Source organism: Clostridium sp. 7_2_43FAA (assembly GCF_000158375.2).
GTDB classification, from domain to species: domain Bacteria; phylum Bacillota; class Clostridia; order Clostridiales; family Clostridiaceae; genus Clostridium; species Clostridium tertium.
Window position 1 is genome coordinate 155,482 of sequence record NZ_JH815222.1, and the last position, 24,505, is coordinate 179,986.

Annotated in this window: 24 protein-coding genes and 1 pseudogene; 23 read left to right on the forward strand and 2 right to left on the reverse strand. The window is 28.3% G+C overall.

The annotated features are described in order from the left end of the window. The first annotated feature begins 7 nt into the window (after positions 1 to 7). The 10 genes from CSBG_RS02325 (at position 8) to CSBG_RS02370 (ending at position 8,002) form a co-directional block, all read left to right on the forward strand. Positions 8 to 1,456, forward strand: a complete 1,449-nt coding sequence (locus tag CSBG_RS02325; protein WP_008676720.1) for a ribonuclease E/G — start codon at positions 8 to 10, stop codon at positions 1,454 to 1,456. Between the two features lie 132 nt (positions 1,457 to 1,588). Beyond that, complete coding sequence (gene rplU, locus CSBG_RS02330; RefSeq protein ID WP_008676723.1) at positions 1,589 to 1,900, forward strand: 50S ribosomal protein L21; 312 nt, start codon at positions 1,589 to 1,591, stop codon at positions 1,898 to 1,900. Between the two features lie 5 nt (positions 1,901 to 1,905). Next, entirely contained in the window at positions 1,906 to 2,280 is a 375-nt protein-coding gene (locus tag CSBG_RS02335; protein ID WP_008676726.1) for a ribosomal-processing cysteine protease Prp, read from the forward strand. A 1-nt stretch (position 2,281) separates the two neighbouring features. After that, positions 2,282 to 2,581 (forward strand): 50S ribosomal protein L27, encoded by a 300-nt coding sequence (rpmA, locus tag CSBG_RS02340; RefSeq protein WP_008676729.1) that lies wholly within the window; start codon positions 2,282 to 2,284, stop codon positions 2,579 to 2,581. A gap of 234 nt (positions 2,582 to 2,815) precedes the next feature. After that, positions 2,816 to 4,105 carry a GTPase ObgE gene (obgE, locus tag CSBG_RS02345; RefSeq protein ID WP_035284928.1) on the forward strand — a complete coding sequence of 430 codons (1,290 nt, stop codon included), beginning with the start codon at positions 2,816 to 2,818 and terminating at the stop codon, positions 4,103 to 4,105. 11 nt (positions 4,106 to 4,116) lie between these two features. Continuing rightward, positions 4,117 to 4,413, forward strand: coding sequence for a ribosome assembly RNA-binding protein YhbY (gene yhbY, locus CSBG_RS02350; RefSeq protein ID WP_008676733.1), 297 nt, complete (start codon positions 4,117 to 4,119; stop codon positions 4,411 to 4,413). Between the two features lie 9 nt (positions 4,414 to 4,422). Next, a complete protein-coding gene (gene nadD / locus CSBG_RS02355; protein ID WP_035284931.1) occupies positions 4,423 to 5,040 on the forward strand; it encodes a nicotinate-nucleotide adenylyltransferase in 618 nt (205 codons plus the stop codon). 32 nt (positions 5,041 to 5,072) lie between these two features. After that, positions 5,073 to 5,639, forward strand: a complete 567-nt coding sequence (yqeK, locus tag CSBG_RS02360; RefSeq protein ID WP_035284934.1) for a bis(5'-nucleosyl)-tetraphosphatase (symmetrical) YqeK — start codon at positions 5,073 to 5,075, stop codon at positions 5,637 to 5,639. Between the two features lie 48 nt (positions 5,640 to 5,687). Next, the gene (locus tag CSBG_RS02365) at positions 5,688 to 7,031 is read left to right on the forward strand and encodes an LCP family protein (RefSeq protein ID WP_008676735.1); all 1,344 of its coding nucleotides are present in this window, start codon (positions 5,688 to 5,690) and stop codon (positions 7,029 to 7,031) included. A gap of 74 nt (positions 7,032 to 7,105) precedes the next feature. Continuing rightward, the gene (locus tag CSBG_RS02370; protein WP_008676737.1) at positions 7,106 to 8,002 is read left to right on the forward strand and encodes an RluA family pseudouridine synthase; all 897 of its coding nucleotides are present in this window, start codon (positions 7,106 to 7,108) and stop codon (positions 8,000 to 8,002) included. A gap of 195 nt (positions 8,003 to 8,197) precedes the next feature. Here CSBG_RS02370 and CSBG_RS02375 read toward each other — a convergent pair whose 3' ends face one another. Continuing rightward, positions 8,198 to 9,466 carry a D-alanyl-D-alanine carboxypeptidase family protein gene (locus CSBG_RS02375; protein WP_008676739.1) on the reverse strand — a complete coding sequence of 423 codons (1,269 nt, stop codon included), beginning with the start codon at positions 9,464 to 9,466 and terminating at the stop codon, positions 8,198 to 8,200. Positions 9,467 to 9,623: 157 nt separating this feature from the next. On the opposite strand from CSBG_RS02375, the gene CSBG_RS02380 reads away from it, so the two are divergent. From CSBG_RS02380 to CSBG_RS02415, 8 genes are all read left to right on the forward strand, one after another. Further along, positions 9,624 to 10,298, forward strand: coding sequence for a helix-hairpin-helix domain-containing protein (locus CSBG_RS02380; RefSeq protein ID WP_008676740.1), 675 nt, complete (start codon positions 9,624 to 9,626; stop codon positions 10,296 to 10,298). Between the two features lie 91 nt (positions 10,299 to 10,389). Continuing rightward, positions 10,390 to 10,605, forward strand: coding sequence for a DUF350 domain-containing protein (locus CSBG_RS02385; protein ID WP_008676741.1), 216 nt, complete (start codon positions 10,390 to 10,392; stop codon positions 10,603 to 10,605). Between the two features lie 160 nt (positions 10,606 to 10,765). After that, positions 10,766 to 11,437: a hypothetical protein gene (locus tag CSBG_RS02390; protein ID WP_008676742.1), complete on the forward strand. Its 672-nt coding sequence runs from the start codon at positions 10,766 to 10,768 to the stop codon at positions 11,435 to 11,437. Positions 11,438 to 11,473: 36 nt separating this feature from the next. Continuing rightward, positions 11,474 to 11,869, forward strand: coding sequence for an RDD family protein (locus CSBG_RS02395; protein ID WP_008676743.1), 396 nt, complete (start codon positions 11,474 to 11,476; stop codon positions 11,867 to 11,869). Positions 11,870 to 11,888: 19 nt separating this feature from the next. Beyond that, the gene (gene rlmD / locus CSBG_RS02400) at positions 11,889 to 13,250 is read left to right on the forward strand and encodes a 23S rRNA (uracil(1939)-C(5))-methyltransferase RlmD (RefSeq protein ID WP_008676744.1); all 1,362 of its coding nucleotides are present in this window, start codon (positions 11,889 to 11,891) and stop codon (positions 13,248 to 13,250) included. 308 nt (positions 13,251 to 13,558) lie between these two features. Beyond that, positions 13,559 to 14,335: a class I SAM-dependent methyltransferase gene (locus CSBG_RS02405; RefSeq protein ID WP_008676746.1), complete on the forward strand. Its 777-nt coding sequence runs from the start codon at positions 13,559 to 13,561 to the stop codon at positions 14,333 to 14,335. A gap of 427 nt (positions 14,336 to 14,762) precedes the next feature. Then, positions 14,763 to 15,230 (forward strand): flavodoxin domain-containing protein, encoded by a 468-nt coding sequence (locus tag CSBG_RS02410; RefSeq protein WP_008676747.1) that lies wholly within the window; start codon positions 14,763 to 14,765, stop codon positions 15,228 to 15,230. Between the two features lie 149 nt (positions 15,231 to 15,379). Beyond that, positions 15,380 to 15,772, forward strand: coding sequence for a DUF1801 domain-containing protein (locus tag CSBG_RS02415; RefSeq protein ID WP_008676748.1), 393 nt, complete (start codon positions 15,380 to 15,382; stop codon positions 15,770 to 15,772). Positions 15,773 to 15,879: 107 nt separating this feature from the next. On the opposite strand, the gene CSBG_RS02420 is transcribed toward CSBG_RS02415, so the two are convergent. Continuing rightward, a complete protein-coding gene (locus CSBG_RS02420) occupies positions 15,880 to 16,308 on the reverse strand; it encodes a pyridoxamine 5'-phosphate oxidase family protein (protein ID WP_008676749.1) in 429 nt (142 codons plus the stop codon). Positions 16,309 to 16,454: 146 nt separating this feature from the next. On the opposite strand from CSBG_RS02420, the pseudogene CSBG_RS02425 reads away from it, so the two are divergent. The 5 genes and pseudogenes from CSBG_RS02425 to CSBG_RS02445 all read left to right on the forward strand — a co-directional run bounded on the left by CSBG_RS02425 (position 16,455) and on the right by CSBG_RS02445 (position 24,483). Continuing rightward, positions 16,455 to 17,384: pseudogene (locus CSBG_RS02425) on the forward strand (YafY family protein). Between the two features lie 271 nt (positions 17,385 to 17,655). After that, positions 17,656 to 18,942 carry an NCS2 family permease gene (locus CSBG_RS02430; protein WP_008676750.1) on the forward strand — a complete coding sequence of 429 codons (1,287 nt, stop codon included), beginning with the start codon at positions 17,656 to 17,658 and terminating at the stop codon, positions 18,940 to 18,942. A gap of 10 nt (positions 18,943 to 18,952) precedes the next feature. Continuing rightward, the gene (gene ade / locus CSBG_RS02435) at positions 18,953 to 20,737 is read left to right on the forward strand and encodes an adenine deaminase (protein WP_008676751.1); all 1,785 of its coding nucleotides are present in this window, start codon (positions 18,953 to 18,955) and stop codon (positions 20,735 to 20,737) included. A gap of 164 nt (positions 20,738 to 20,901) precedes the next feature. After that, a complete protein-coding gene (locus CSBG_RS02440) occupies positions 20,902 to 21,549 on the forward strand; it encodes a membrane protein (protein WP_035284937.1) in 648 nt (215 codons plus the stop codon). A 330-nt stretch (positions 21,550 to 21,879) separates the two neighbouring features. Beyond that, positions 21,880 to 24,483: a polysaccharide deacetylase family protein gene (locus CSBG_RS02445; protein ID WP_008676754.1), complete on the forward strand. Its 2,604-nt coding sequence runs from the start codon at positions 21,880 to 21,882 to the stop codon at positions 24,481 to 24,483. The last annotated feature ends 22 nt before the right edge of the window (positions 24,484 to 24,505 follow it).

A 24,505-nucleotide genomic window follows, 5' to 3' on the forward strand; every position in this document is an offset into this window, starting at 1 on the left:
GTATCTTATGAGAGAAATTTTCATTGAAAGAGATGAGCCGCTTTTAAGAGTTGCTATAAAGGATAATAATGTTTTAAGTGAGTGCTTCGTAGAGGAGCACTCTTCAGGACCTAAAATGGGTGAAATCTATAAAGGAAGAGTAAAAAATATAGTGACTGCTATTAACTCTATTTTTGTAGATATTGGTTTAGAAAAAGAAGCATATATGTACTTTAGTAATGAAATTAAAAGTGAAGGAATAAAAAAAGGCGATGAAATATTAGTAGAAGTAATAAAAGAGCCAATAAATAATAAGGGTGCTAAAGTAAGTAAAAATATAAGCATACCAGGCAGATTCATGGTTTTAACTTTAGGGGGAAGCGGAATTAGCTTTTCCAAGAGAATTAGTAGCACAGAAGAAAAAGAAAGAATATTAAATGCTATTAATAATATAGATGGATATGGTATAACAATAAGAACAGAAGCAGTTCATGCAAGCGATGAAGATTTATTAGCAGAAAAAATAAGTCTTTTATCAGAATTAGAAGTAATTATTAAAAAACTAAGATATAGTTTAAAACTAGGAAAAGTCTATGGAGAAAATATTATTTTAAATAAAGTAATAAGAGAAAACCTAGGAAATGAATGCAAGATAATTTTAAATCATGAAGAAGATTTAAATGAGGTAAAATCATTGTTAGAAGACAATGATAAAGTTAATATAGAGAAGTTTAATAATACTAGAAGTTTATTTGATTACTATGGAATAGAAAAGGAAATCTTAAAATTAAGACATAAAAAAGTAGCTTTAAATTGTGGTGGAAATATAGTGATAGATAAAACAGAAGCCATGTATGTTATAGATGTTAACTCATCTAAAAATATTAAAGGTAGAAATTTTGATAAAACTATATTAGAAACCAATATAGAAGCTGCTAAAGAAATAGGAAGACAAATTAGACTTAGAAATCTTGCTGGAATAATAGTTATAGACTTTATTGATATGAGGGACTTTTCACAAAAAGCCTTAGTTATGGATGCTTTAAAGGAATCTTTAAAAGAAGATAAAGGTAATATGAAGATTTTCCCTTTTACAGAGCTAGATCTTGTTCAAATAGCTAGAAAAAGAAGAGGAAAATCAATATATGAGTATTTAGAAGAGGGCTGTAGAAGGTGCAACAAAGAAGGATATGTTTTAAAGCTATCATATATAGAAAAGTTGATAAGAAATGAGATAATAAAATGTGAAGAAGAAAATTCTATTAATTCATTTTATATAGAATTAGATAGCAATTATGAAGAAATGGTAAAAGGAGATATTTTTTCATTTTTAAGAAATATAAATTCATTAGATAAAGAAATTTATTTGAATTTTACCAATGGAATTGAAGGATATAAAATAGAGCCGCTTATATTTAATAGCCAAAAAGAAAATATAAAAAAATTAAGAGTAAGTGGTTATGAAAAATATGAATAAACTTCTTTACAAGCAACATAATATTATGATACAATATCAGATGTTAAACCGCACATAAGAGGTTTTTATCTAAACAAAGTTTAGAACTTTGTACCTCGGTTGGCGAGACCGTAATAAGAGGAGGTGTTTTTAATGTACGCAGTATTATCTACAGGAGGAAAACAATACAGAGTTCAAGAAGGAGACGTAATATTCGTTGAAAAACTTAACGCTGAAGTTGACTCAACAGTTGAATTAACAGAAGTATTAGCAGTTTCAAATGGTGATGCTTTAAAAGTTGGTACACCAGTTGTAGAAGGTGCTAAGGTTGTTGCTAAAGTTGTTGCTCAAGGCAAAGCTAAGAAGGTTACAGTATTCAAGTATAAGCCAAAGAAGGACTACAGAAAGAAAACTGGACACAGACAACCATACACTAAGTTAGTAATCGAAAAAATCGAAGCTTAATTATTATGATTAAAGTGAAGATTTTTAAAAAAGATGATTTATGCCTTGGATTTAAGATAAAAGGTCATGCTTTATCAAGAGCTGAAATAGAGAAGGTCGGAGATGCTTATGATATGATTTGCAATTCGGTTTCAGTACTATCTCAAAGTGCCTTAATAGGTATTGAAGAAGTATTAAAGCTTAAAGTTAAGTATGATATAGATGATGGTTTTTTACATATAAACTTATCTAATCTTAATAACGAGGATATAGAGAAGTGCCAAGTATTACTTTTGACTTTTGAAAAAAGTATAGAAAGCTTGATACAATCTCTTAAATTAAGTTTTGGAAATAAAAAAGACAGTGAATATATAAGAATGTTGAAAGAGGAGGTGCAATAGTATGTTAATAATGAACCTTCAATTATTTGCCCACAAAAAAGGGGTAGGTAGCTCAAAGAACGGTAGAGATTCTGAATCAAAAAGATTAGGAGTTAAAGCTGCTGACGGGGAGTTCGTTTTAGCTGGTAACATTTTAGTTAGACAAAGAGGAACAAAGATTCACCCAGGAACTAATGTTGGTAAAGGTGGAGATGATACTCTTTTTGCTAAAGAAGACGGAATCGTTAGATTTGAAAGAATGGGTAGAGACAAAAAGAAAGTTAGCATTTACCCAGTGAATGTTGAAGAAATAGCAGAATAATATTATTTTTTTCTAAAAAGCACCCTGTTTTAGGGTGCTTTATTTTGTAAGAATAGAAATGGGCAATTGACAATGAATAAAACTTGCCCATTGTACACTGTCAATTGTCCATTAATTTAATGGATTAGAAATTAATTTTTGTGTGATATAATAAACATTAAAAATAATGAGATAATATAAAGTAAGTACGTGTTTATATTATTATAAACAATTTCAAGAAAGATGGGTGATTTTATGTTTATAGATAAGGCCAAGATATTCGTTAAATCCGGTGATGGTGGAAATGGATGTGTGTCTTTTAGAAGAGAAAAATACGTTCCTCTTGGAGGTCCAGATGGAGGAGACGGTGGAAAAGGTGGAAGTGTAATATTTGAGGTAGATCCAGGTTTAACTACACTTTTAGATTTTAAATATAAAAAGAAATTTGTAGCTGAAGCTGGTGGAAAAGGTGAAGGTTCAAAATGTTATGGTAAAGATGGAGATGATCTTCATGTTAAAGTACCTATGGGAACAATAATCAGAGATTTTGAAACTAATAAGATTATAGCAGACCTTTCACATAAAGATGATACTTTTGTAATTGCAAAAGGAGGAAAAGGTGGTAAAGGAAATTGTAAATTCTGTACACCTACAAGGCAAGCTCCACATTTTGCAGAACCAGGTATGCCAGGTGAGGATAGATGGATTACATTAGAGCTTAAATTACTTGCTGATGTTGGATTAGTAGGATTCCCTAATGTAGGAAAATCAACTTTCCTTTCAACAGTAACTGCGGCAAAACCAAAGATAGCAAACTATCATTTTACAACATTAAAGCCAAACCTTGGAGTTGTAAAGGCTGAAGGTATGAATGCCTTTGTAATGGCTGATATACCAGGAATAATTGAAGGTGCAGCTGAAGGGGTTGGCTTAGGTTTAGATTTCTTAAGACATATTGAAAGAACTAGATTATTAATACATGTAGTAGATATATCAGGAATAGAAGGTAGAGATGCTTTTGAGGACTTCGTTAAGATAAATGAAGAACTTAAGAAATATTCAGTTAAGCTATGGGATAGACCTCAAATAGTTGTAGCAAATAAAACAGATATGCTTTATGATGAAGAAATTTTTGAAGACTTTAAGAAGAAAGTAAATGAATTAGGCTTTGATAAGGTATATAAGATGTCTGCAGCAACAAAATCAGGTGTTGAAGATATAATTAAAGAAGCAGGTAGAATGCTTTCAGAAATTCCAATTAAGGACTTAGAAATAAGTGATGAAGAAAGATTCGTACAAGAAGAAAAGAGATTTACATATGATGTATCTATTGAAGATGGAGAAGATAACAACAGAGTATATGTAGTTTATGGATCATTTGTAGATAGATTATTAAATTCAGTAAATATTCATGATGCTGATTCATTAAGATATTTCCATAAGGTATTAAGAAACAAAGGTGTCTTTGATAAATTAAGAGAAATGGGAATAGAAGATGGAGATATGGTAAGACTTAACGATTTTGAATTTGAGTATATTTTATAGGAGGATAAAGAATGATAACAGGAAAGCAAAGAGCATATTTAAGAGGGCTTGCAAACAACTTAGATCCAATATTCCAAGTTGGGAAAAATGGAGTAGAAGAAGCTTTTTTAACACAATTAACTGAAGCTTTAGAAGCGAGAGAGCTTATTAAAATAAAGGTACTTGAAAATAGTGGTTTAGGAGCTAGAGAAGTATCAAATTATATTTGTGAAAAAATTGGTTGTGAAGGAATTCAAGCTATAGGAAGTAAAATAGTTTTATATAAAAAATCCTCAAAAAAACCTAAGATAGAAATACCTAATAAATAGAGAATTTTTATGAAAAAGATTGGCATAATAGGAGGAACATTTAATCCTATTCATTTAGCACATCTATATATTGCATATGAAGCTAAATGTCAATTGAATTTAGATAAAGTGATTTTTATGCCTGCAGGGAGCCCACCTCATAAAAAAAATGAGGATATATTAGAGGCTCCTTTAAGGTATAAAATGGTTCTCGAAGCTATAAAAAAATATGAGGATTTTGAAATAAGTAACTATGAAATAGAAAAAGAAGGTTTTAGTTATACCTATGAAACCTTAGAAAACTTTAAATCTAAGGATAATATATTGTATTTTATTACTGGAGCTGATTGTCTTATAAATATAGAAAAGTGGAAAAATCCAGATAGAATATTTAAGGCCTCTAAATTAGTGGTATTTAATAGACCGGGATATGATAAAGAGTCATTAAAATTACAAAAGAATGAAATTGAGAAAAAGTATAACACAAGTATCAACTTTTTAGATATAATGGACTTAGAAATTTCATCAACAATGATAAGAGATAGAATTAAGGACGGAAAGAAAATTGATTTTTTCATTCCAAAAGAGGTTCTAGATTTTATTAGAAAAAATAATATATATAATTATTGTAAAAATATTAAAGAGTGATGAGAGTATAATGATATTTAAGGAGAAGATATATGCTTAGTAAGGAAGAAATGAAAAGCTACCTTAAAGAACATTTAACAGAAAGTAGATATAACCATACTTTAGGTGTGGTTGAAACTGCAATAAGATTAGCTGAAATAAATAAGGTAGATAAAGATAAAGCTGAAATAGCAGCATTAGCTCATGATATAGCTAAAAATATGACCATCTATGAGTTAAAGGATATTATTGATAAACATAATATTAATTTATCGTACGATGAAGAAAATACTCTTGAGTTATGGCATAGTATTGTTTCGCCGATATTGGGGAGAGAAATTTTTAAAATAGAAGATGAAGAAATATTAAGTGCTATGAGATGGCATACTACAGGAAAAGAAAATATGAGTAAACTAGATAAGATAATTTATATGGCTGATATGATAGAGCCTGGTAGAAGTTTTCCTGGAGTAGATTTAATTAGGAAAGAAAGCTTTGCTGATTTAGATAAAGGCCTTCTTCAAGGAGTAACTCATACTATTAAATATTTATTAGATAAAGGGTTTCCTATTGATATAAATAGTATAAAAGCTAGAAATTATTTATTACGTAATAAATAAAAACTAAATTTATTTAACTATGAAAAAAATCAGAGAGGAATTAAAAGGATGGGGAGTAGGAGAGAAAATCTGGAAAACAGAGAAAGAAGAAGACCTTCTAAAGATGAACAAATTAAAAGAAAAAGAATTGAAGCTAGAAAGAAAAAGTTAAAAAGAAAGAGAATAACAACATCTATAGTAACTATTCTATTAGTAATAATACTTGGAAGTGCCCTTTATATATATAACTTTTTATCAGGTTTAAAAACAAACAACTTAGGCACTGGAGTGGCACCGATATCATCTAAGGATCCTGTGAACATTTTGATTTTAGGTATGGATATAGGAGATGCAGAAAATCAAAATAAAGCTGGTAGAAGAAGCGATACTATAATGGTTTTAAATTATAATCCTAATACTAAAAAAGTTCATATAGTTTCTATACCAAGAGATACGCTTATTGAAGTAGATGCTTATTTAGATAATGGTGAATACAGAAGATATTGGAAAATAAATACTGCATATGTTTTAGGCGGAGAAGAGGAAGTAAAGACACATGTAGAAAGTTTATTAGGTATAAATTTAAATTATATAGTAGAAGTAGATTACAATGCATTTAGAAGTATAATAGATGCATTAGGTGGAATAGAAATGAACATACAACAAGATATGTTCTATGATGATGATGAACAAAACCTTCATATAAATTTTAAAGCTGGAGAAACTGTTCAGCTAGATGGTAAAAAAGCAGAAGAGTTCTTTAGATGGAGGAAAAATAATGATGGTAGTGGAGGAGAAGAAGGGGATTTAGGTAGAATTAATAATCAACAACAATTCATTAGTAAGGTTATTGATAAAGCTTTAAGTCCAAGTATAGTTTTTAAGGCACCAAAAATATTAAAAGCTATAAGTGAAAATGTTGAAACCAATATTCCAGCTAAAAATTTAATTTCTCTTGGTATGAAGATTATTAGGTTAAAGTCAGAAGATATAATTATGACAACTCTTAAAGGAGAACCAGAATATCTTTATGGAGAAGACTTTTTAATTGCTGATAAAGAAATTAATAGGGACTTAATAAATGCATTAAATACAGAAAACCCTTCATTAGCGCCGGTTATAACTTCAATAAATAAAAAGGAGCTAAATGTGTTAGTATTAAACGGAACTAAAATTGATGGATTAGCATCAAGTGCAAGAGATAGTTTACTTTCACTTGGGTATGCAAATATAGAAGTTGGAAATACTGATAATGTAGAGAAAAGCGTAATTCAATCAGATAATAAGGAATTAAAAGATTTGCTTAAAAATGATACGGGTATACAAAAGTTTGAAAAAATAGGCAAATCAGAATATAAGCAATATGATGTTGTAATATTATTAGGTAAAGATTATAACTTATTTGGAAACTAAAAGGGGCTGTCGCAGAAAGCAGTTTAATGTAAATTGTAGAATTGTGCGACAGCTCCTTTTTACTAGGAGGAAAAATGAGCACTATAAAAAGAATTGTTTCAAAAGAACACGAAGGAAGAAAAATTAGAGAATTTTTAAAAGAGGAACTAGGATTATCTTCTAGGTTAATTAGAAGTGCTTCAATAGATAAAAGAATTTTTGTAGATAATAAAGCTGTAAAAATGAATTATGTGCTAAAAAGAAGTGAAGAGGTACTAATTGACTTAGTAAAAGAAGAAACTCAAAATATAGATCCTGAAAATATACCAATAGATATTGTATATGAAGATGAAGATATAATAGTTGTCAATAAAGGGCCTAATATGGTAGTTCATCCAACTAAAAGATATCAAAGTGGTACATTAGCTAATGCTTTAATGTACTATTTTAAGGAAAGTAACCAAAAGTGCATTGTTAGGCTAGTAAGTAGGTTAGATATGGATACATCTGGGCTTATTATTATAGCTAAAAATCAATATGCACATATGGAATTATCTAAAGAAATGACTTTAAATAATGTTGAAAAAAGATATCTTACAGTTGTACATGGACATATGGAAAATGATGAAGGAACTATAGATTTACCAATATATAGACCAGAAGAAGAAGGCACTATAAGAAGAGTTGTAGATGAAAGAGGACAAAGAAGTATAACTCATTATAAGGTTATAGAGAGATTTAAGGATTCAGATTTAGTTGAATGCTTATTAGAAACAGGAAGAACACATCAAATAAGAGTTCATTTAAGCTCATTAGGACATCCTATTTGGGGGGATACTTTATATGGTTATGAAGAAGATGGGGAAATTATAAGTAGGCAAGCCCTTCATGCCTATGGATTAGATTTTAAATCTCCAAGAACTAAAAAGGAATTAAGCCTTAGAGCAAGAGTGCCTGATGATATAGAAAAGCTTGTAGAATATTTAAAGTAGTATATAAATGTAGTTACTTTTTGAAAAATTAAAGTAACTACAATTTACTTTTGAAGTTATATTAATTATAAAAATGTAGTTATTTATTTTTATATAAAAGTAACTACAATTTATTTAATATGAAAAGAAAAGTGTGTTGTAAAATGATTTATAAAATCATTTTACAACACACTTTTTATTACTATAAATTTTAGATTATTTAAATCTAGGCCTTCTTCTCCTAATATTTTTTCTTCTCATAGATAAAATTAAGTATTTAATAAGAATTACTAAGATAATTATTACAACCACAGCTATAACAATAAATTTAGGTGTAGTTACTAGAGTTGAAAACTTTTCTTTTATCTTAATTTGACTATTATACTCTCTGTTAGCTCCACTAACTAAATCTAAGGCTGATATAGTTTCTTTATTAGCATTTATCTTAGCTTTAAAGAGAACATCACCTTTATTTATATTTTTTTTACTTATATCTTTCTTTTGATAATCCACAGTATATGATGGTATTTCTTCCGTTTTAGACTTAGTATAGTATAAGTCATCTTTAGCAAGTAAAGGAATTGAGATATCATCATTAATTTTATATGTATCAAGCACATCATTTTTATTTATAAGTTTTATAGTTTCAAAATTATCAAAGCCATAATCGAACAATGGACCTATATTTGTATAGAAGTTGTCCTTATCAGTAGCATTTAGTAAAGCTACTACTAAAAATTGCTCATCTTTCATAGCGGTAGCAGTATATGTGTGATTTGCTTCTGGAGTATATCCATTTTTACCAATATAGGCATATTGGTAATAGTAAGGAGTATATTCATTAAATAGTTGATTTCTATTTGTAGCCCATTTTTCACTACCATCGGAAAATGGATGATTTACATATTTGTGAGATTCGGTTTGTGCAATTCTCACAAGGTCTTCGTTTTGATAAGCAGCTCTCATTATAAGAGCTAAATCGTAAGCTGTAGTAACGTGACCATCTTCATGTAAACCACTAGGATTTTTAAAGGTTGTATCTAATGCACCTAGTTCCTTGGCTTTAGCATTCATAAGCTTTGCAAATTCTTCATTAGATCCAGAAACATGTTCAGCTAATGCTTCAGCACAATCATTACCAGATTCTAATAAAAGACCAAGCATAAGTTCTTCAACAGTATAAACTTCCCCCTTAGCTATACCAATTGCAGAGCCATCTACTAAAGTTGGTTTTTCATTAATAGTAACTTTGTCAGTTAATTTTGTATTTTCTAGAACAACCAATGCAGTCATTACCTTTGTTGTTGAGGCAGGCTCATATTGAGTATGCTCATTTTTGGAATAAATAACTTTACCTGTTCTTCCATCCATTAGTACTGCACCTTCAGAATATACCGTAGGTAATTCAGTAGCTTTTACGTTGATAGTAAAAACACTGCATATAAAAGCAGTAAATAGGAAGATTCTTCTCATAAATTTTTTCATATTAATTCTCCCACAATAAACTTTTTACATATAGACAAAAATATTTTATCAGAAATAAGGATATCATTCTATATTTTATAAATATTTAAATAAAATTAGTTAAATTTTTAATAAAAAGTTAATAATTAAAATAAGATTTATCAATTAGAGGTGATTTATGGATAAAAGAATAGAAAAATTTATGACTAAACGAAATATAGTATTGATTATGTTAGTTTTCTTATGTGTAATAACATCATTTATCTTATACGGAAAGAATAAATCAAAGGTGTTTAAGGATGAGTATATGAAAAATATATTTGTAGAGGAAGAAGCTCCTGATGATAATAGTGTGGAAGTTAATGCAGAGCCTATTAAAGAGGTAAAAGGAGAAAATCAACTAACAAAAGGCACTAAAATGATAGTTGTTGAGATAAAAGGAGAAGTTGCTAATCCAGATGTTTATGAAATAAGTGAAGGAAGTATAATTAGAGATTTAATAACTAAAGCAGGAGGAGTAACCAATGAAGCTAATATAGATAAAATAAATAGAGCAGATAAATTAAGAGATAATCAACTTATAGTTATACCAAATAAGAATGAATTATCAAATGCAAATACTAATATAAATGTTAGCAAAGAAGGGAATACCGCAGAAGATGGAATCATTAATATTAACACTGCAAGTCTAGAAGAACTTCAAAAAATAAATGGAGTAGGAGAAGTTAAAGCAAAAAGTATAATTAATTACAGAGAAAAAAATGGAGGATTTAAATCGATAGATGAAATGAAAAATATAGAAGGAATAGGTGATAAAACTTTTGAAAAGATGAAAGACCAAATAACAATATGATATCAAAAATTTTGAAATCTATTATATTATAGATATAGTATTTATGATAAAATGAATCATATACTATCTGATTTAAAGGGGGGAATGGGATATGGATTTAGTTTTAAACACATTTATGAACTTAGGATTAAGCTTGTTATTTGGGGCAGTTGGGATATTGGTGTTAGTCATTGGATATAAAATATTTGACGCTATAATACCAGCTGATTTTAATAAAGAGTTAGAAAAGGGGAACATAGCAGTGGCCATATTTTTAGCTGGAGCTTTAATTGGAATAGCAATAATAGTATCGCAAGTTGTAAAATAGGTTAGTGTATAGATGGGTGAGGAGTATCAACTCTTTGCCCATTTGTTATTATGACAGTTATGTGACAGAGTCTTTTAAATTGGAATCTTTAATGTTATAATAAATTGAATTTAGGAAACTATAAATACAGAAGATTAGAAAAATCCTAGGGGGGATTATTATGATAAGAAAATTTTTAATGATGTTAATTAGCGGAATAATGGTTACATCACTAGTAGCTTGTAGTGGAAATTCAAATGATAAGGAAGCAAAAACAGCTCAAGAGCCACCTAAAGTTGAAGAAAAGAAGTTTATAGGCGAAGGCGTATGGGCAGAAGACTATACAAAAGATCAAGTAACTATTTTAAATGATGAAATAAGTGCAAGAATAGAAGAATCAGCTACTTTTTATGATTTAGAATATTCTAAAGAAGAAAAAGTTACAGAAGAAAATGGAGAAACTATAAACGATAACCATATATATATAGACAATTTAAATCCTGAACCAAACAGAATGGAAAGCATGTATTATGGATTTAAGATGTATGGTGCAGATATGTCTAGTGGAAGCTTAAATTTAAAGATAGGATTTAAGTTAGATCTAGAACAAATAAAAACTGAAGAGAAGTTTAATATTGAAGAAACATCTATAGCAAAGTTTTCAGAAGCTATGACAAATAATCCAGAAAGAGATTACTCAGATTTAAATAGTAAAATAGAAGATATAGTCATAAATCAAAATAGCAATGGAACTATAGAAACAAATGTTAATGGATTAGTAGAAACAATAACAATAAAAGACGATTTCTTATTATACAAATTAGATTCAAAAAACTATGATTTTAAAAAATAGTACATACTTTAATTTTTAATTTAGGAGGATATAAAATTGGTAGATAGAGAAGACGCAGGAATGGATAATGGAGAAGAAGTGGTTAATAATGAAGTAATTAATAATGATGAAGTAAACAATGAAGAATTAAATAAAGATATTGAAGTTACAGAGGAAGATAATGCTATTAATGGAGAAGTAAAAGAAGATGGAAAGGCAGTTAAGTTTATAAAGAGACTTTTAGCTGCAACTATAGATCAAATAGTAGCTATAGCATTTGCTTTACTTTTATTATTAATTTTTGACTTTTTATTAAAATTTGTAGGCTTTTATATTGCACAAAGACAACCGATGTTCTTAGTAATATATGTGATAACGAATATTCTATATAGTACAATTTGTGAATCAACAAAGCTTGGAAGAACTATAGGAAAAAAGACAATGTTAAAATAAACATTAATTAGGAGATAGCATGAGAAAAGGAAGTACAGTACAAGTTAAAATAGATAAAACAGAATTTCCATCAGTTGGAGTTGGCACTTTAGAAGGAAAAAAGATATATGTAAAAGGTGCCTTTCCAGATCAAGTGGTAAGTGGTAGAGTAAAGAAGAAGAGAGAAGGATTTGCAGAGTTAAAGCTTTTATCAGTAGATGAAAGAGCAGATTATGAAATAGAAGCACCTTGTGAATACTTTGGAGTTTGTGGTGGTTGTACATCACAAAACTTAACTTATGATAAGCAATTAGATTTACTGAGTGAAGAGGTTAAGGCATTGTTTAAAGAGGCTGATATACCTATGGGAGAGTATTTAGGCGTTGTAGGTAGCAAAGAACAATGGGAGTACAGAAATAAAATGGAATTTACCTTTGGAGATTTTGAAAAAGGTGGAGAATTAACTTTAGGCATGCATATGAAGGGAAAATCTTTTGGGATTATAACTGTTGATAAATGTTTAATAGTTGATGAAGATTTTAAAACTGTAATAAGAGAAACTGTTAATTATTTTAAGGATAAGGAATTACCTTATTATAGAGTTATGAAAAGAGAAGGCTACTTAAGACACTTAGTTATAAGAAAAGCAATAAATACTGGTGAATTAATGGTTAATATAGTTACTACAACACAAATAAATTTTGATTTATCAGAGTATGTAGATTTATTAAAATCACAAACTTATAAAGGAAAATTAGTATCTATATTACATACTGAAAATAATTCTTTTTCAGATGCTGTAATACCAGAAAAGGTGAATTTATTATTTGGCAAAGATTATATAACAGAAAATTTATTAGGTTTACAATTTAAAATATCACCATTTTCATTCTTCCAAACTAATACTAAGGGAGCTGAAAGCCTTTATAGTATAGTTAGAGATTTTATGGGAGAATCAAATGATAAGGTTGTATTTGACCTTTACTGTGGTACAGGAACTATAGGTCAAATTGCAGCATCAAATGCTAAAAAGGTAGTTGGAATAGAACTTATAGAAGAAGCTGTAGAAGCAGCAAAAGAAAATGCAAAATTAAATAATTTAAATAACTGTGAATTCCTAGCAGGTGATGTTGCAGAAATAATAAAAACTGTTAAAGATAAACCAGATATTATAATTCTAGACCCACCAAGAAGTGGAGTGCATCCCAAAGCATTAGAATACGTAATTAAATTCAATGCAAAGGAAATAATTTATGTATCATGCAACCCTAAAACTTTAGTAGAAAACCTAAGGGATTTAATAGGAGCTGGATACAAAGTTGTTCAAAGTACAGTTAAGGATATGTTCCCAAATACGCCTCATGCGGAAGTGGTTGTTAAACTTGTATTGAAGGATAGGTAGTGAACACTTAACGAAGGAATGTATAAACTTAATATGAAGTCTATCTAAATGTAGTACAACAAAATAATATATTTCTTAGTAAAATCAAAATAAAACTATGAGTTTATTAAGAAGGTTTAAATTATAGAGATTTATAGAGTCATATTTTAGTGTGATTATAAATAGTTTATTATTTAGTGACTATATTAAAAGAACCTTGAGAAATCAAGGTTCTTTTCTAGCAAAAAAGTAACATTTTATATAAATATTAGAGAAGAGTTTATTTACTTTACGGATTAAGAATAAATTATACTAAGGGTGAGAAAAAAATGACAGTGGAATTAGAAAAACATTATAATAAATTTTGTGAAGATAAAAGATTAACAAGAAGACATGGACAAGTTGAATACATAACTTCTATGAAATATATACATGAATATTTAAAAGGAAATAAAAACTTGAAAATATTAGATGTTGGTGCAGGCACAGGAAGATATTCAGTAGCTTTAGCTAATGAAGGATATGATGTTACAGCAGTTGAACTTGTGAAACATAATTTAGGAGTTTTAAAATCAAAGGGAAGTACAGTAAAAGCATTTCAAGGAACAGCCTTAAATTTATCTAGATTTGAAGATAATACATTTGATATGACATTGGTTTTTGGACCAATGTACCATCTATATACATTTGAGGATAAGGTAAGGGCTTTAGAAGAAGCAAAGAGAGTTACTAAAGTTGGAGGAAATATATTAGTTGCCTATTGCATGAATGAATATAGTGTAATAACATATGGATTTAAAGAAAATAATATAAAAGAATGCATTGAAAATGAAAAGCTTGATAAAAACTTTCACGTTAGATCAAATCCGGAAGACCTATATGATTATGTAAGGATTGAAGATATTAATAAAATAAATGAATCAGCTGGAGTAAAAAGAATAAAAATAATTTCAGCAGATGGACCAGCTAATTATATGAGAGCAACTTTAAATGCTATGGATGAAGAAACCTTTAAAACTTTTATTGATTATCATTTGTCTACATGTGAAAGACAAGAGTTAGTAGGGGCAGGGGCTCATACATTAGATATTTTGAACAAAAATTGATTTAAACATTATATATTAATATTTATAGCATCACTTATAGTAAGTAATATATTTACTGGATTACTAAGTAAGTTTTTGATATTTGTTTCATGGAATGTTTTATGAATATTTTTATAATGAAAAGATTTATATATAAAACTATATAAGCATTATTTGAAATACACCTAGACAAATATATGTAATCTAAGTGAACATAAGTATTTAAGTCATAGGTATAAAATAGTTTAAATTGTTATTGTAATTTATAGAAGAATAATATTAAAAAATTTACATGATAAAAAGATCTAGAAGTAATAAAATGTTCTTTATTTTGTAGCAATATATGCACATAATATGAAATAATAAACAATATATTGGATATATAATTATTGCTAGTAGATACTTTGGTAAATATTTAAAAAAGAAATTAAGGAAGGGAATAGAATTTATGAGAACCTTGATTATTTATTGTTCTGACTATAAAAATAATACACAGAAAGTTGCGAGTAAATTTAATGAAGAAATTGATTGCGATTTAATAAATGTAAAAGATGCTATAGATATTAATTTAGAAAACTACGATTTAATTGGATTTGGTTCTGGAGTTTACATGGAGAACTTATCACCTAAGTTGTTTAAATTAATTGAAAGGCTAAATTTAACAAGAAAAAATGTCTTTGTATTTTCAACTAGTGGCATTGGAATGAAGTTTTATAATAATAAGTTAATTAAGGCATTAACTTCAAAAGGAGCAATAAACAAAGGGAGTTTCGCATGTAAAGGTAGCTTTATAGCAAAGGAATTTTCTAATAGTAAGGTTTTCGATATTATGGGAAAACTGGCAGAGGGACATCCGAATGATAAGGACTTTAAAAAAGCAGAAGTGTTTATTAGGAAAATAATTGATATATTTTAGTTTTATTATATAAAATTTTAAAGCTATTGAATAATGGATAGTTTTTAATTTTTACATACAGAAATATAGTTGAAGCACAAAAGAATTAAATCTGAATCTATTTTTGATACAGAGTGCAAATTAAAATATATAAAATGAGAGGTAAAAGTATGGAAGGGAAGAAATCCACATTTAAATCAATTGATGAATATATATTACAGTTTCCTAGTGAAATTCAACAAATATTAGAAAAAATAAGAAGAGTTATTAAGGAGTCAGCTCCTAATGCGGTAGAAAAGATAAGCTATCAAATGCCTACATTTTATCTTCATGGAAATCTTGTTCACTTTGCAGCTTTTAAGAGTCATATAGGATTTTATCCAGATCCTAGTGGGATAGAAGTTTTTAAAGAAGAGTTATCTAAGTATAAGGGTGCAAAAGGGTCAGTTCAATTTCCAATAGGAGAGCCATTACCTTATGGATTAATAAGTAGGATAGTAGAATTTAGAGTTCATGAAAATATAAAGAGAGCAGAAAATAAAAAACATAATATTAGAAATTGAAAATGGACAGTGTTACATAAAGGTAAAGGAGGGGAATCTGTATATAAAAGCAAGGTTCTCCTCCTTATTTTAGTTATAATTATTTGAATAAAATTATAAGAGAGTTCTTAGAAAGTTACCTTGCCGCCTTTGCCGAGATCTAAAATTACATCAGCTTCATTAAAGCTAATCTCATAAACATCTAATATATCGCCAGCTTTCTCTATTATCTTTTTATAACTTGGTAGCTTTTTTATGAATCCATTCTTTAAATCATATATTGTTAAATCACTTTTTTTAACTATAGCATTTTTCACTCGGACATGTTCACTACTTTCATTAGAAACAGGTATTGTTGTAAATGCTACTATATTATTTTGTAAAAGGTATAATGTCTTTGAAGAACCTCTAAATGATGCAAAATAGACAATTTTTTTGTTTTGAGGATTATTATAAAAATTTACGACTCTAACATTGGGTATATTATCTACAGTAGTGGCTAAGGAAATTCTATTTGTTTCATTCATTACTCTATTAAACTCTTGTATTAAGTCCATTTTAATTCTCCTTTTGTAAGCTATTTTTATTATTAGTATTTTGTTCAGCATAGATTTATTTTATCATAGAACCATGACGGCGTTATGTCATGGTTCTATGATAAAATAAAATTAAATATGTGATGATAAATAAGAGGTGATTTAGATTGAAGATAGATAGACTTGTATCAATTATAATGATATTACTAGAACGTAAAAAGATAAGTGCATCAGAGCTTGCAGAAATGTTTGAAGTAACACCAAGAACTATATAGAGAGATATAGAAGCGATAAGTTTAGCTGGGGTTCCTATAGTTACATATCCTGGCGTTAATGGTGGAATTGGAATTATGGATTAGTATAAGATAGATAAAAGGATTTTTACTAAATCAGACGTAGAAACACTTTTAATAGGTCTTAGCAGTATGTCGTCCGCTTTTTCAAAGGAGGAAATTAAATGTACTTTAGCAAAGATAAAAGGATTGTTTCCAGAGGAGCATATAAAAGAGATAGAGTTAAAGTCAAATCAAATTTCTATTGATCTTACTCCGTGGATAGGAAATAAGGATTTAAAATCTAATCTTGAACAAATTAAAAAGGCTATGAATGATAAAAAGATTTTAAGATTTAACTATTTTGATAGTAAAGGTAAAAAGAGTAATAGAAAAGTTGAGCCTTATCAGTTGGTATTAAAGGAATCAAATTGGTATTTACAAGGATATTGCATTTCGAAACAAGATTTTCGTATATTTAAGCTATCTCGTATTTCAGATATTAAGGTTATTGAAGAAAGCTTTATTACAAGAGAGTTTAATTTAAAATCAGTAGGATATTGGGACTATATAGAAAAAAATATTATTATGATAAAACTTTTAGTTGATGAATCTCTAGGAGAAAAAATGATTGAATATTGTGGTGAGGAAAATATTAAGAGATATAAAAATAATAAATTGTTTATAGATTTTCCATTCATTAATGATGAGTTTGGATATAATATTTTACTGAGTTATGGTGATAAATGTGAATGCTTGGAACCTATTAATATACGAAATGAATTTATTAGAAGAATAAAAAGTATGCTAGACAAATATAGTTAGTTTAAGCGCCGCTTAGGCGCTTTTTTATTTTAATTTAAGTTATTATGAAAATATTATATACAAATAACTAATGACGATTATTACTAGTCATATAATTGCATATAGTACGTATAAATATATAAAACGAAAAAATGCAATGAATAATTGCTATTATTTTGTAAAAAAATTAGAGAAAATAATTGACTTATACGAATATTATATGTAATATATAAAATATAATTCGCATTTGTGTATGAAGTGGCGAACAAAGGATAAAGTGGAGGAATTGCTAATGTTAGAGAAAATATTTAAATTTCAAGAACGTAATACTAATGCAAGAATAGAAATAACTGCAGGTATAACTACATTTATGACAATGGCATATATTTTAGTTTTACAACCTATGTTTATGGGAGCAGCAGGAATGGATGTAGGAGCAGTTACAGTTGTTACTGCTATATTATCAGCGATATTTAGTATATTTATGGGTATATATACGAATTTACCATTTGCCTTAGCACCAGCTATGGGGAGTAATGCATTTTTTGCATATACTTTAGTTGCAGGTGGAATAGTTAATTGGGAAACTGGATTGGGTATGGTATTTATTTCAGGAGTAGTATTTATCCTTTTAACTGTACTTGGTCTTAGGGAAGTTATAGTTAATTTAATACCTAAGAATATTAAATATGCAATTGGTGTTGCAGTTGGATTTTATATAGTTTTATTAGGATTTAAAAATGGAGGCTTAATGAGCCTTGAAGGTGGAAGTATTGCTATGGGAGATGTTAAATCCCCAGGGGTTTTACTTACTATAATAGGTTTAGTAATAGTAGTATTTTTACAAGCTAGAAAAGTAAAAGGTGGAGTTTTAGTTGCAATTATATTAACAACTATAATTGGTATTCCAATGGGAATTACAAATGTACCAGAAAGCTTAGTTACAATGCCACCATCAATAGAACCAATAGCATTTAAGCTTGATATAATGGCAGCATTAAAGTGGAGCTTTTTCCCACTGATGTTTACATTCTTTGTTGGAGATTTCTTTTCTACTTTAGGTACATTACTAGGAGTTTCTGCAAAAGCAAATCTTTTAGATGAAGAAGGTAATTTACCAAATATAAACAAACCATTTTTAGTTGATGCAATTGCAACAGTAGTGGGAGCATTATTTGGATCTACAGTTGTTACAACTTATATTGAGTCAGCAGCAGGCGTAGAAGAAGGTGGAAGAACTGGATTTACAGCAGTTGTAGCAGGAATTTGTTTTGCATTAACAATGTTTATTACTCCAATTGCAGGAATGATACCAAGTGAAGCAACAGCACCAGCTTTAATATTAATAGGGCTATTAATGATTACAGGTGTTAAAAATATTGAGTTTAATGATTTCACAGAAGCGTTTCCTGCTTTTGCTACAATAGTATTTACAGCATTTACTTCAAGTATTTCAAATGGTATAAGTATAGGAATTATTTCTTATATGGTAACAAAAGTTATGGCAGGAAGGTTTAAAGATTTAAATTGGGGAATCTATATATTATCAATTCCACTAATAGCATATTTCATAATTTAGGAGATGTAAGATGAAAATTTTACCTAGTGATAAAAAAGGACTAATTGAAGCAGCAATCGGAAAGAGACTTTGTGATTTAGTTATAAAAAATGCAAATATAGTTAATGTGTTTACTGGAGAGATATATATTGGAGATATAGGTATATATGATGGATTTATAGCACATATAAGTACAAGCATTGATAATAAAAATACGGAAAGTATAAAGGCTAAAAAGTATTATGATGCTGAAGGAGATATTGTAATTCCAGGACTTATAGATAGTCATATACATATTGAAAGTACACTTATGACTCCTAAAAATTTTGCAAGAGAGGTCATACCATATGGAACAACAACTGTAGTGACAGATCCTCATGAAATAGCAAATGTTTATGGAATAAGAGGCGTTAAATATATGCATGATAGCAGTGAAGGATTACCTATGAGGCAGTATGTTTTAGCACCATCATGTGTTCCAGCTGTTTTAGGACTTGAGAATTCGGGAGCAGAGTTTTTTAGTGAAGAGATTGAAGAACTCCTAAAGCTAGACAGAGTTATAGGTTTAGGTGAAGTTATGGATTTTGTAGGAGTTATTGAAAATAGTGATAGGATGGTTTCTATATTAAATGAAGCCGAAAAAAGAGGTGGCTTTATACAAGGACATGCACCATTTTTAAGTGGAAGAGTGCTATCATCTTATTTATGTGGAGGAGCAACTACAGATCATGAAAGTAGGACATCTCAGGAGGCAAGGGATAAAATTAGAAATGGAATGTATGTAGATGCAAGAGAAAGTTCTATATCTAAAAATGTTGATGCAATAGTTAAAGGGGTAAGTGGTTTTAGATATTTAGATAATTTAACATTATGTACAGATGATAGAGAAGCAGATGAAATAATTAAGAATGGTCATATGAATGATGTTGTTAAAACAGCAATAGATTCAGGGCTTGATCCTATAGATGCAATAAGATGTGCAACTTTAAATTCAGCAAGAGAAATAGGTGTTACTAATTTGGGGGGGATAGCGCCTGGATATGTAGCTGATTTAGTAGTACTAGATAGTTTACATGATATGAAGGTGAAAGCAGTAATATTTGAGGGGAAACTAGTTGCTAAAAATGGGAAACTAATTACTGAAATAAATGATAAGAAGTTTGATTTAGAAACAGAGAATTCTGTTCATATAAGTAATTTATCTTTAGATGATTTTGAGTTAAAAGCTCCAATAGAAAATGGAAAAGCTAAAGTGAATGTAATAAAATATAATAGTCAATTATCTTCAGCTACAGAAATCATAGAAGAAGTGGTTAATATTAAAAATGGAACCGTAGTACTTGATGATAATGATGACCTGAAATTTGTTATAGTTATTAATAGACATGGAAAGTTAGATACGAAATCTATTGGATTAGTTAGAGGATTTGGGATAAATAAAGGGGCTATAGGAAGTACTATTTCTCATGATAGTCATAACCTAACTATAGTTTATAGTGATATAAATGAGGCATTTAAAATTGCAGAGGATTTAATATCTATTGGTGGTGGAATAAGTTGTGCAGTAGAAGGGGAGATAAAAGAGCATATTCAATTAGAAGTAGCAGGACTTATGACAAATAAAAGTGCTTCTGAAATAGCTATAGTTGCAGAAAGAATGAAAGAAGTACTTAGAGATATGGGATTAACACAAATAAAGAATCCACTTTTAAGAATTGTTACATTAGCACTTCCAGTAATACCAGAAGGCAAGATGTCAGATTTAGGTTTAATAAATGTAAATAAAAAAGAGATAGTAAATATCTTTAATAAGTAATAAGAATATGGATATCTTCAAAAAGACAATTATGATTTGAAGATATCCTATATTTATTTTATATATGAAAGTTGATAAGAGTTTATTGTTTAAATATTATCATGGTGATAGAATCATTTAAGGCTTAATCTTATGAAAAATATTAGATAGGGGTGAAATTTTTGATGATTATATTGAAAAAATCAATAAGACTTATATTAGGATTTTTATTATGTGCAAGTTCAACAGTTTTTATGTTAAATTCTAATTTAGGATTATCTCCATGGGATGTTTTCCACCAAGGAATATCAAATGTCACAGGAATTACAATAGGAGAAGCAAGTATATTAACTAGTGTATTGGTTGTCTTAATAGGAATAATGTTAAAGCAGAAGATTGGGATAGGAACACTACTTAACATATTATTTGTAGGAAAGTTCATAGATATTATTAATGAAAGCAACATAATACCCGTAGCAAATAGTTTGTTTTCTGGAATTGTAATGATGATAATAGGTATGTTTGTTATGGGGTATGGATGCTATTTATATATAGGATGTGAAATAGGCTGCGGACCAAGAGATGGCTTAATGATAGGATTAAGTCAAAAGCTAAATAAACCAATTAAGATAGTTAGAGGCAGTATAGAAATATCTGTATTAATAATAGGATTTTTACTAGGTGGAGCTGCTGGATTAGGAACATTTATAAGTGCTGTTGGACTGGGGTATTGCATGCAGGTGATATTTAAGACGTGTAAATTTGATGTAGTAAATATTAGGCATAAAGCAATAATGGAAAGTTTAGAGGTAGTTAATATTTTTAATAAGTAATAATATGGATATCTTCAAAAAGACAATTATGATTTGAAGATATCCTATATTTATTTAAAGCACCTAATTTGGTGTTTTTTATATAAATATTAAATTTATTTAGTATAATTAAGAAGGAAAAATTAAAAAAGTTGTACAAATTGGAATAAAATGGTAGAATTTAACTGTAGGAATAATAGGTGATTAAAGGGAATATATAATAGAAAAGGTTTGAAAAGTAATTATAAAAAAAGGTAAGTTATGGGTGAAATTCAATAATTTTAATATGATAATATACATCTAAAATAAGTATAATTATTGTTAGCAAACTAATAAATTAAGGAGAAAATAATGAGGAAAAAATATCTTAGTATCATTATTGGAGCATTAATAATCAGCATTTCCATAGGAGCTTATACATATGTAAATTACAAAATAGATCATAGCAAGGGAATGACAAATATTATTAAAAAAAATAGATATGATGCATCAAAAGAAGTTAATGAAGCGCTTAAAAGTTTTGATATTACAAAAAAATCAGAAGTTATAACCAATATAGATACTCAATCAAATATAGTTTCTTTATCATTTGAAGGAATTAAAAATAAAGACACTATGGAGAAGGTAGTGGATTTATTAGATAAATATAATATTAAGGCTACTTTTTTTATTCCAGGAATAAAAGCAGCTGAAGATTCTAGTATAGTTAAAATGATTAAAGAAGGTGGACATGATATAGGAAATGGAACACTTTCAGGAAACAATAATATGGAAAACTTGTCAAAGGAAGACTTGATTTTAGATTTTTCTACTACTAATAAAATTTTAAAGTCAATTACTGATAAAGAAGTAGAGTTATTAAAGTGTAATTCAATAATGAACAATGAAAATGTATTAGCATCAGCCTTTGCATCAGGGAATAAATATGTTGTTAGTACAGATCATTATTTGAGTTATCAGAGCTTTAAAAATTACGAACAAGCTTATGGGTATATAAAGAATTTATCAAATGGAACTATTGTATCGATAAAATTAGATGGGGTGCTTAACGATTTTGAATATAATAAAGAAATCGTAGAAGAAAAGCCAGCAATAGATAAACAAGCAGGTATAAAAGAAAATAAAGAAGATAAAGAAGATAAAGAAGATGAAAGAACTATTACTGAAATAGTAGAATGGGTACTAAAAGCTATTAAGGAACAAGAAAAAGTAGCAGTTAAGTTAAAGGAATTCCCAAGTATTAGAAAATATAATGAGTTAAATAATATTGGGATTTATAATGATGGACCATTAAATAATGATAAGTTAAGTGGCACAATAATAGAAAATATGAATAATAGCAATGATAGTAGTAGTGGCAAGTATGAAGACAACAAAAATAATGTAGACAAGATTGATTTTAAAGAGTTAATAGATAAAAATAACGGTATGCTTTCTACTATAGTTTCAAGGTTTTATACAACTCAAGAAGCTTTATCATATACATTTAGAGGGCTAAGTAATGAGAATGTGTTGGATAATGTATTAGCAAGTCTTGATAAATATAATGCAAAAGGAACATTTTTTGTTACTAAAAATGAAATAATAAATTATCCTGATAGAATAAAAAAAATTGTAGGAGCGGGACATGAAATTGGAAATGGCGGAATAACAGTTAGCTCTGATTTATTAAATAAAACCAATGAAGAAATATGTAAAGAAATATATGAAGTGGATAAGCTATTAAAAGAAAAAGGTATATACACTAACTCATATATGTCTGGATATGGATATTCAAATTCTAAAGTTCAGGAAGCTATATCTACAATAAATAAGATTAAGGGACTTGAAAATTATGAATTGATTACTTATACAAAGGCACCGATTATAAGTAAATATAAAGATATGAATGCAGATCAAATTATAAAAGATTATTTTAACGTAAATTCATATGTTTCATTAAGTAAAGGTGAAATAGTATATTTCAGATTAGATTCTGATTTGTTTAAAGATAATACTGTAATTTCAAATTTAATTGAAATATTAACAGAGAACTATGTAAAAAATGGTTATGTTCATAAATATAATAAGGAACTACAGACATATTACTTATCTACAAAGCCTTTGAATTATTCAATAGTTCCGTTGAAAGATATACAAAGTAATTTTGAAAGTCAATCTAATTTTGGAAGGTATAATATTTTAACTAATATAAAATCTATGGAAATGAAATCTTATGATGAAGCTTTAAAAATGATTAAAACCAACTATATAGGAAATGAAGATGTTAATTTAGAGGATTTTAGTGATGATGAAAAGCTAAATATTGATAAGACTGGGACTATAGATACTAATGGTGAAAGTGTAATATTTTTTACATTTGATGATTGGGGCGGGGATCCAATAGTAAATGAAATATTAAATGTTTTAAATAAACATAATGTTAAAGCAGGATTTTTTACTATTTCAAAATATGTAGATATAAATAGTGGTATATCTAATATTAATCCTAATTTACTAAGAACTATTGCTTTAAATGGACATGATATAGGAAGTCATAACTATAATCATGAACTCTTAGATACTAATAAAGCAGAACTAGAAAAATCATTAATTAAGTCTTATGATGTTATGTCTAATGTAATAGGGGATTTGGATTCATTAAGACAATATTTTAGGCCACCAACATTATTACTAAAAAAGGAAGGTTTGGCAGCAGTATTTGAAAGTGGATATAAATATACGATTAGTGGAAATATTTCTACTCATGATTATGAAAGTACCTCTTCACAAGAAATTTTAGATGCAATTGAACCAGGATTAGTAGAAGGAAGAGGTAACATAATTGTAATGCATATGAATAATCAAAGCTATTATACTGCAGAAGCTCTAGATAAATTTCTTACTAATAATGAAAATGGAGTTTATGGAAGGAAGTATAAAATTGCTAAGTTAAGCGATTATTTAGAACAGTAAAAGTATTAGAAGAGGAGTTTAA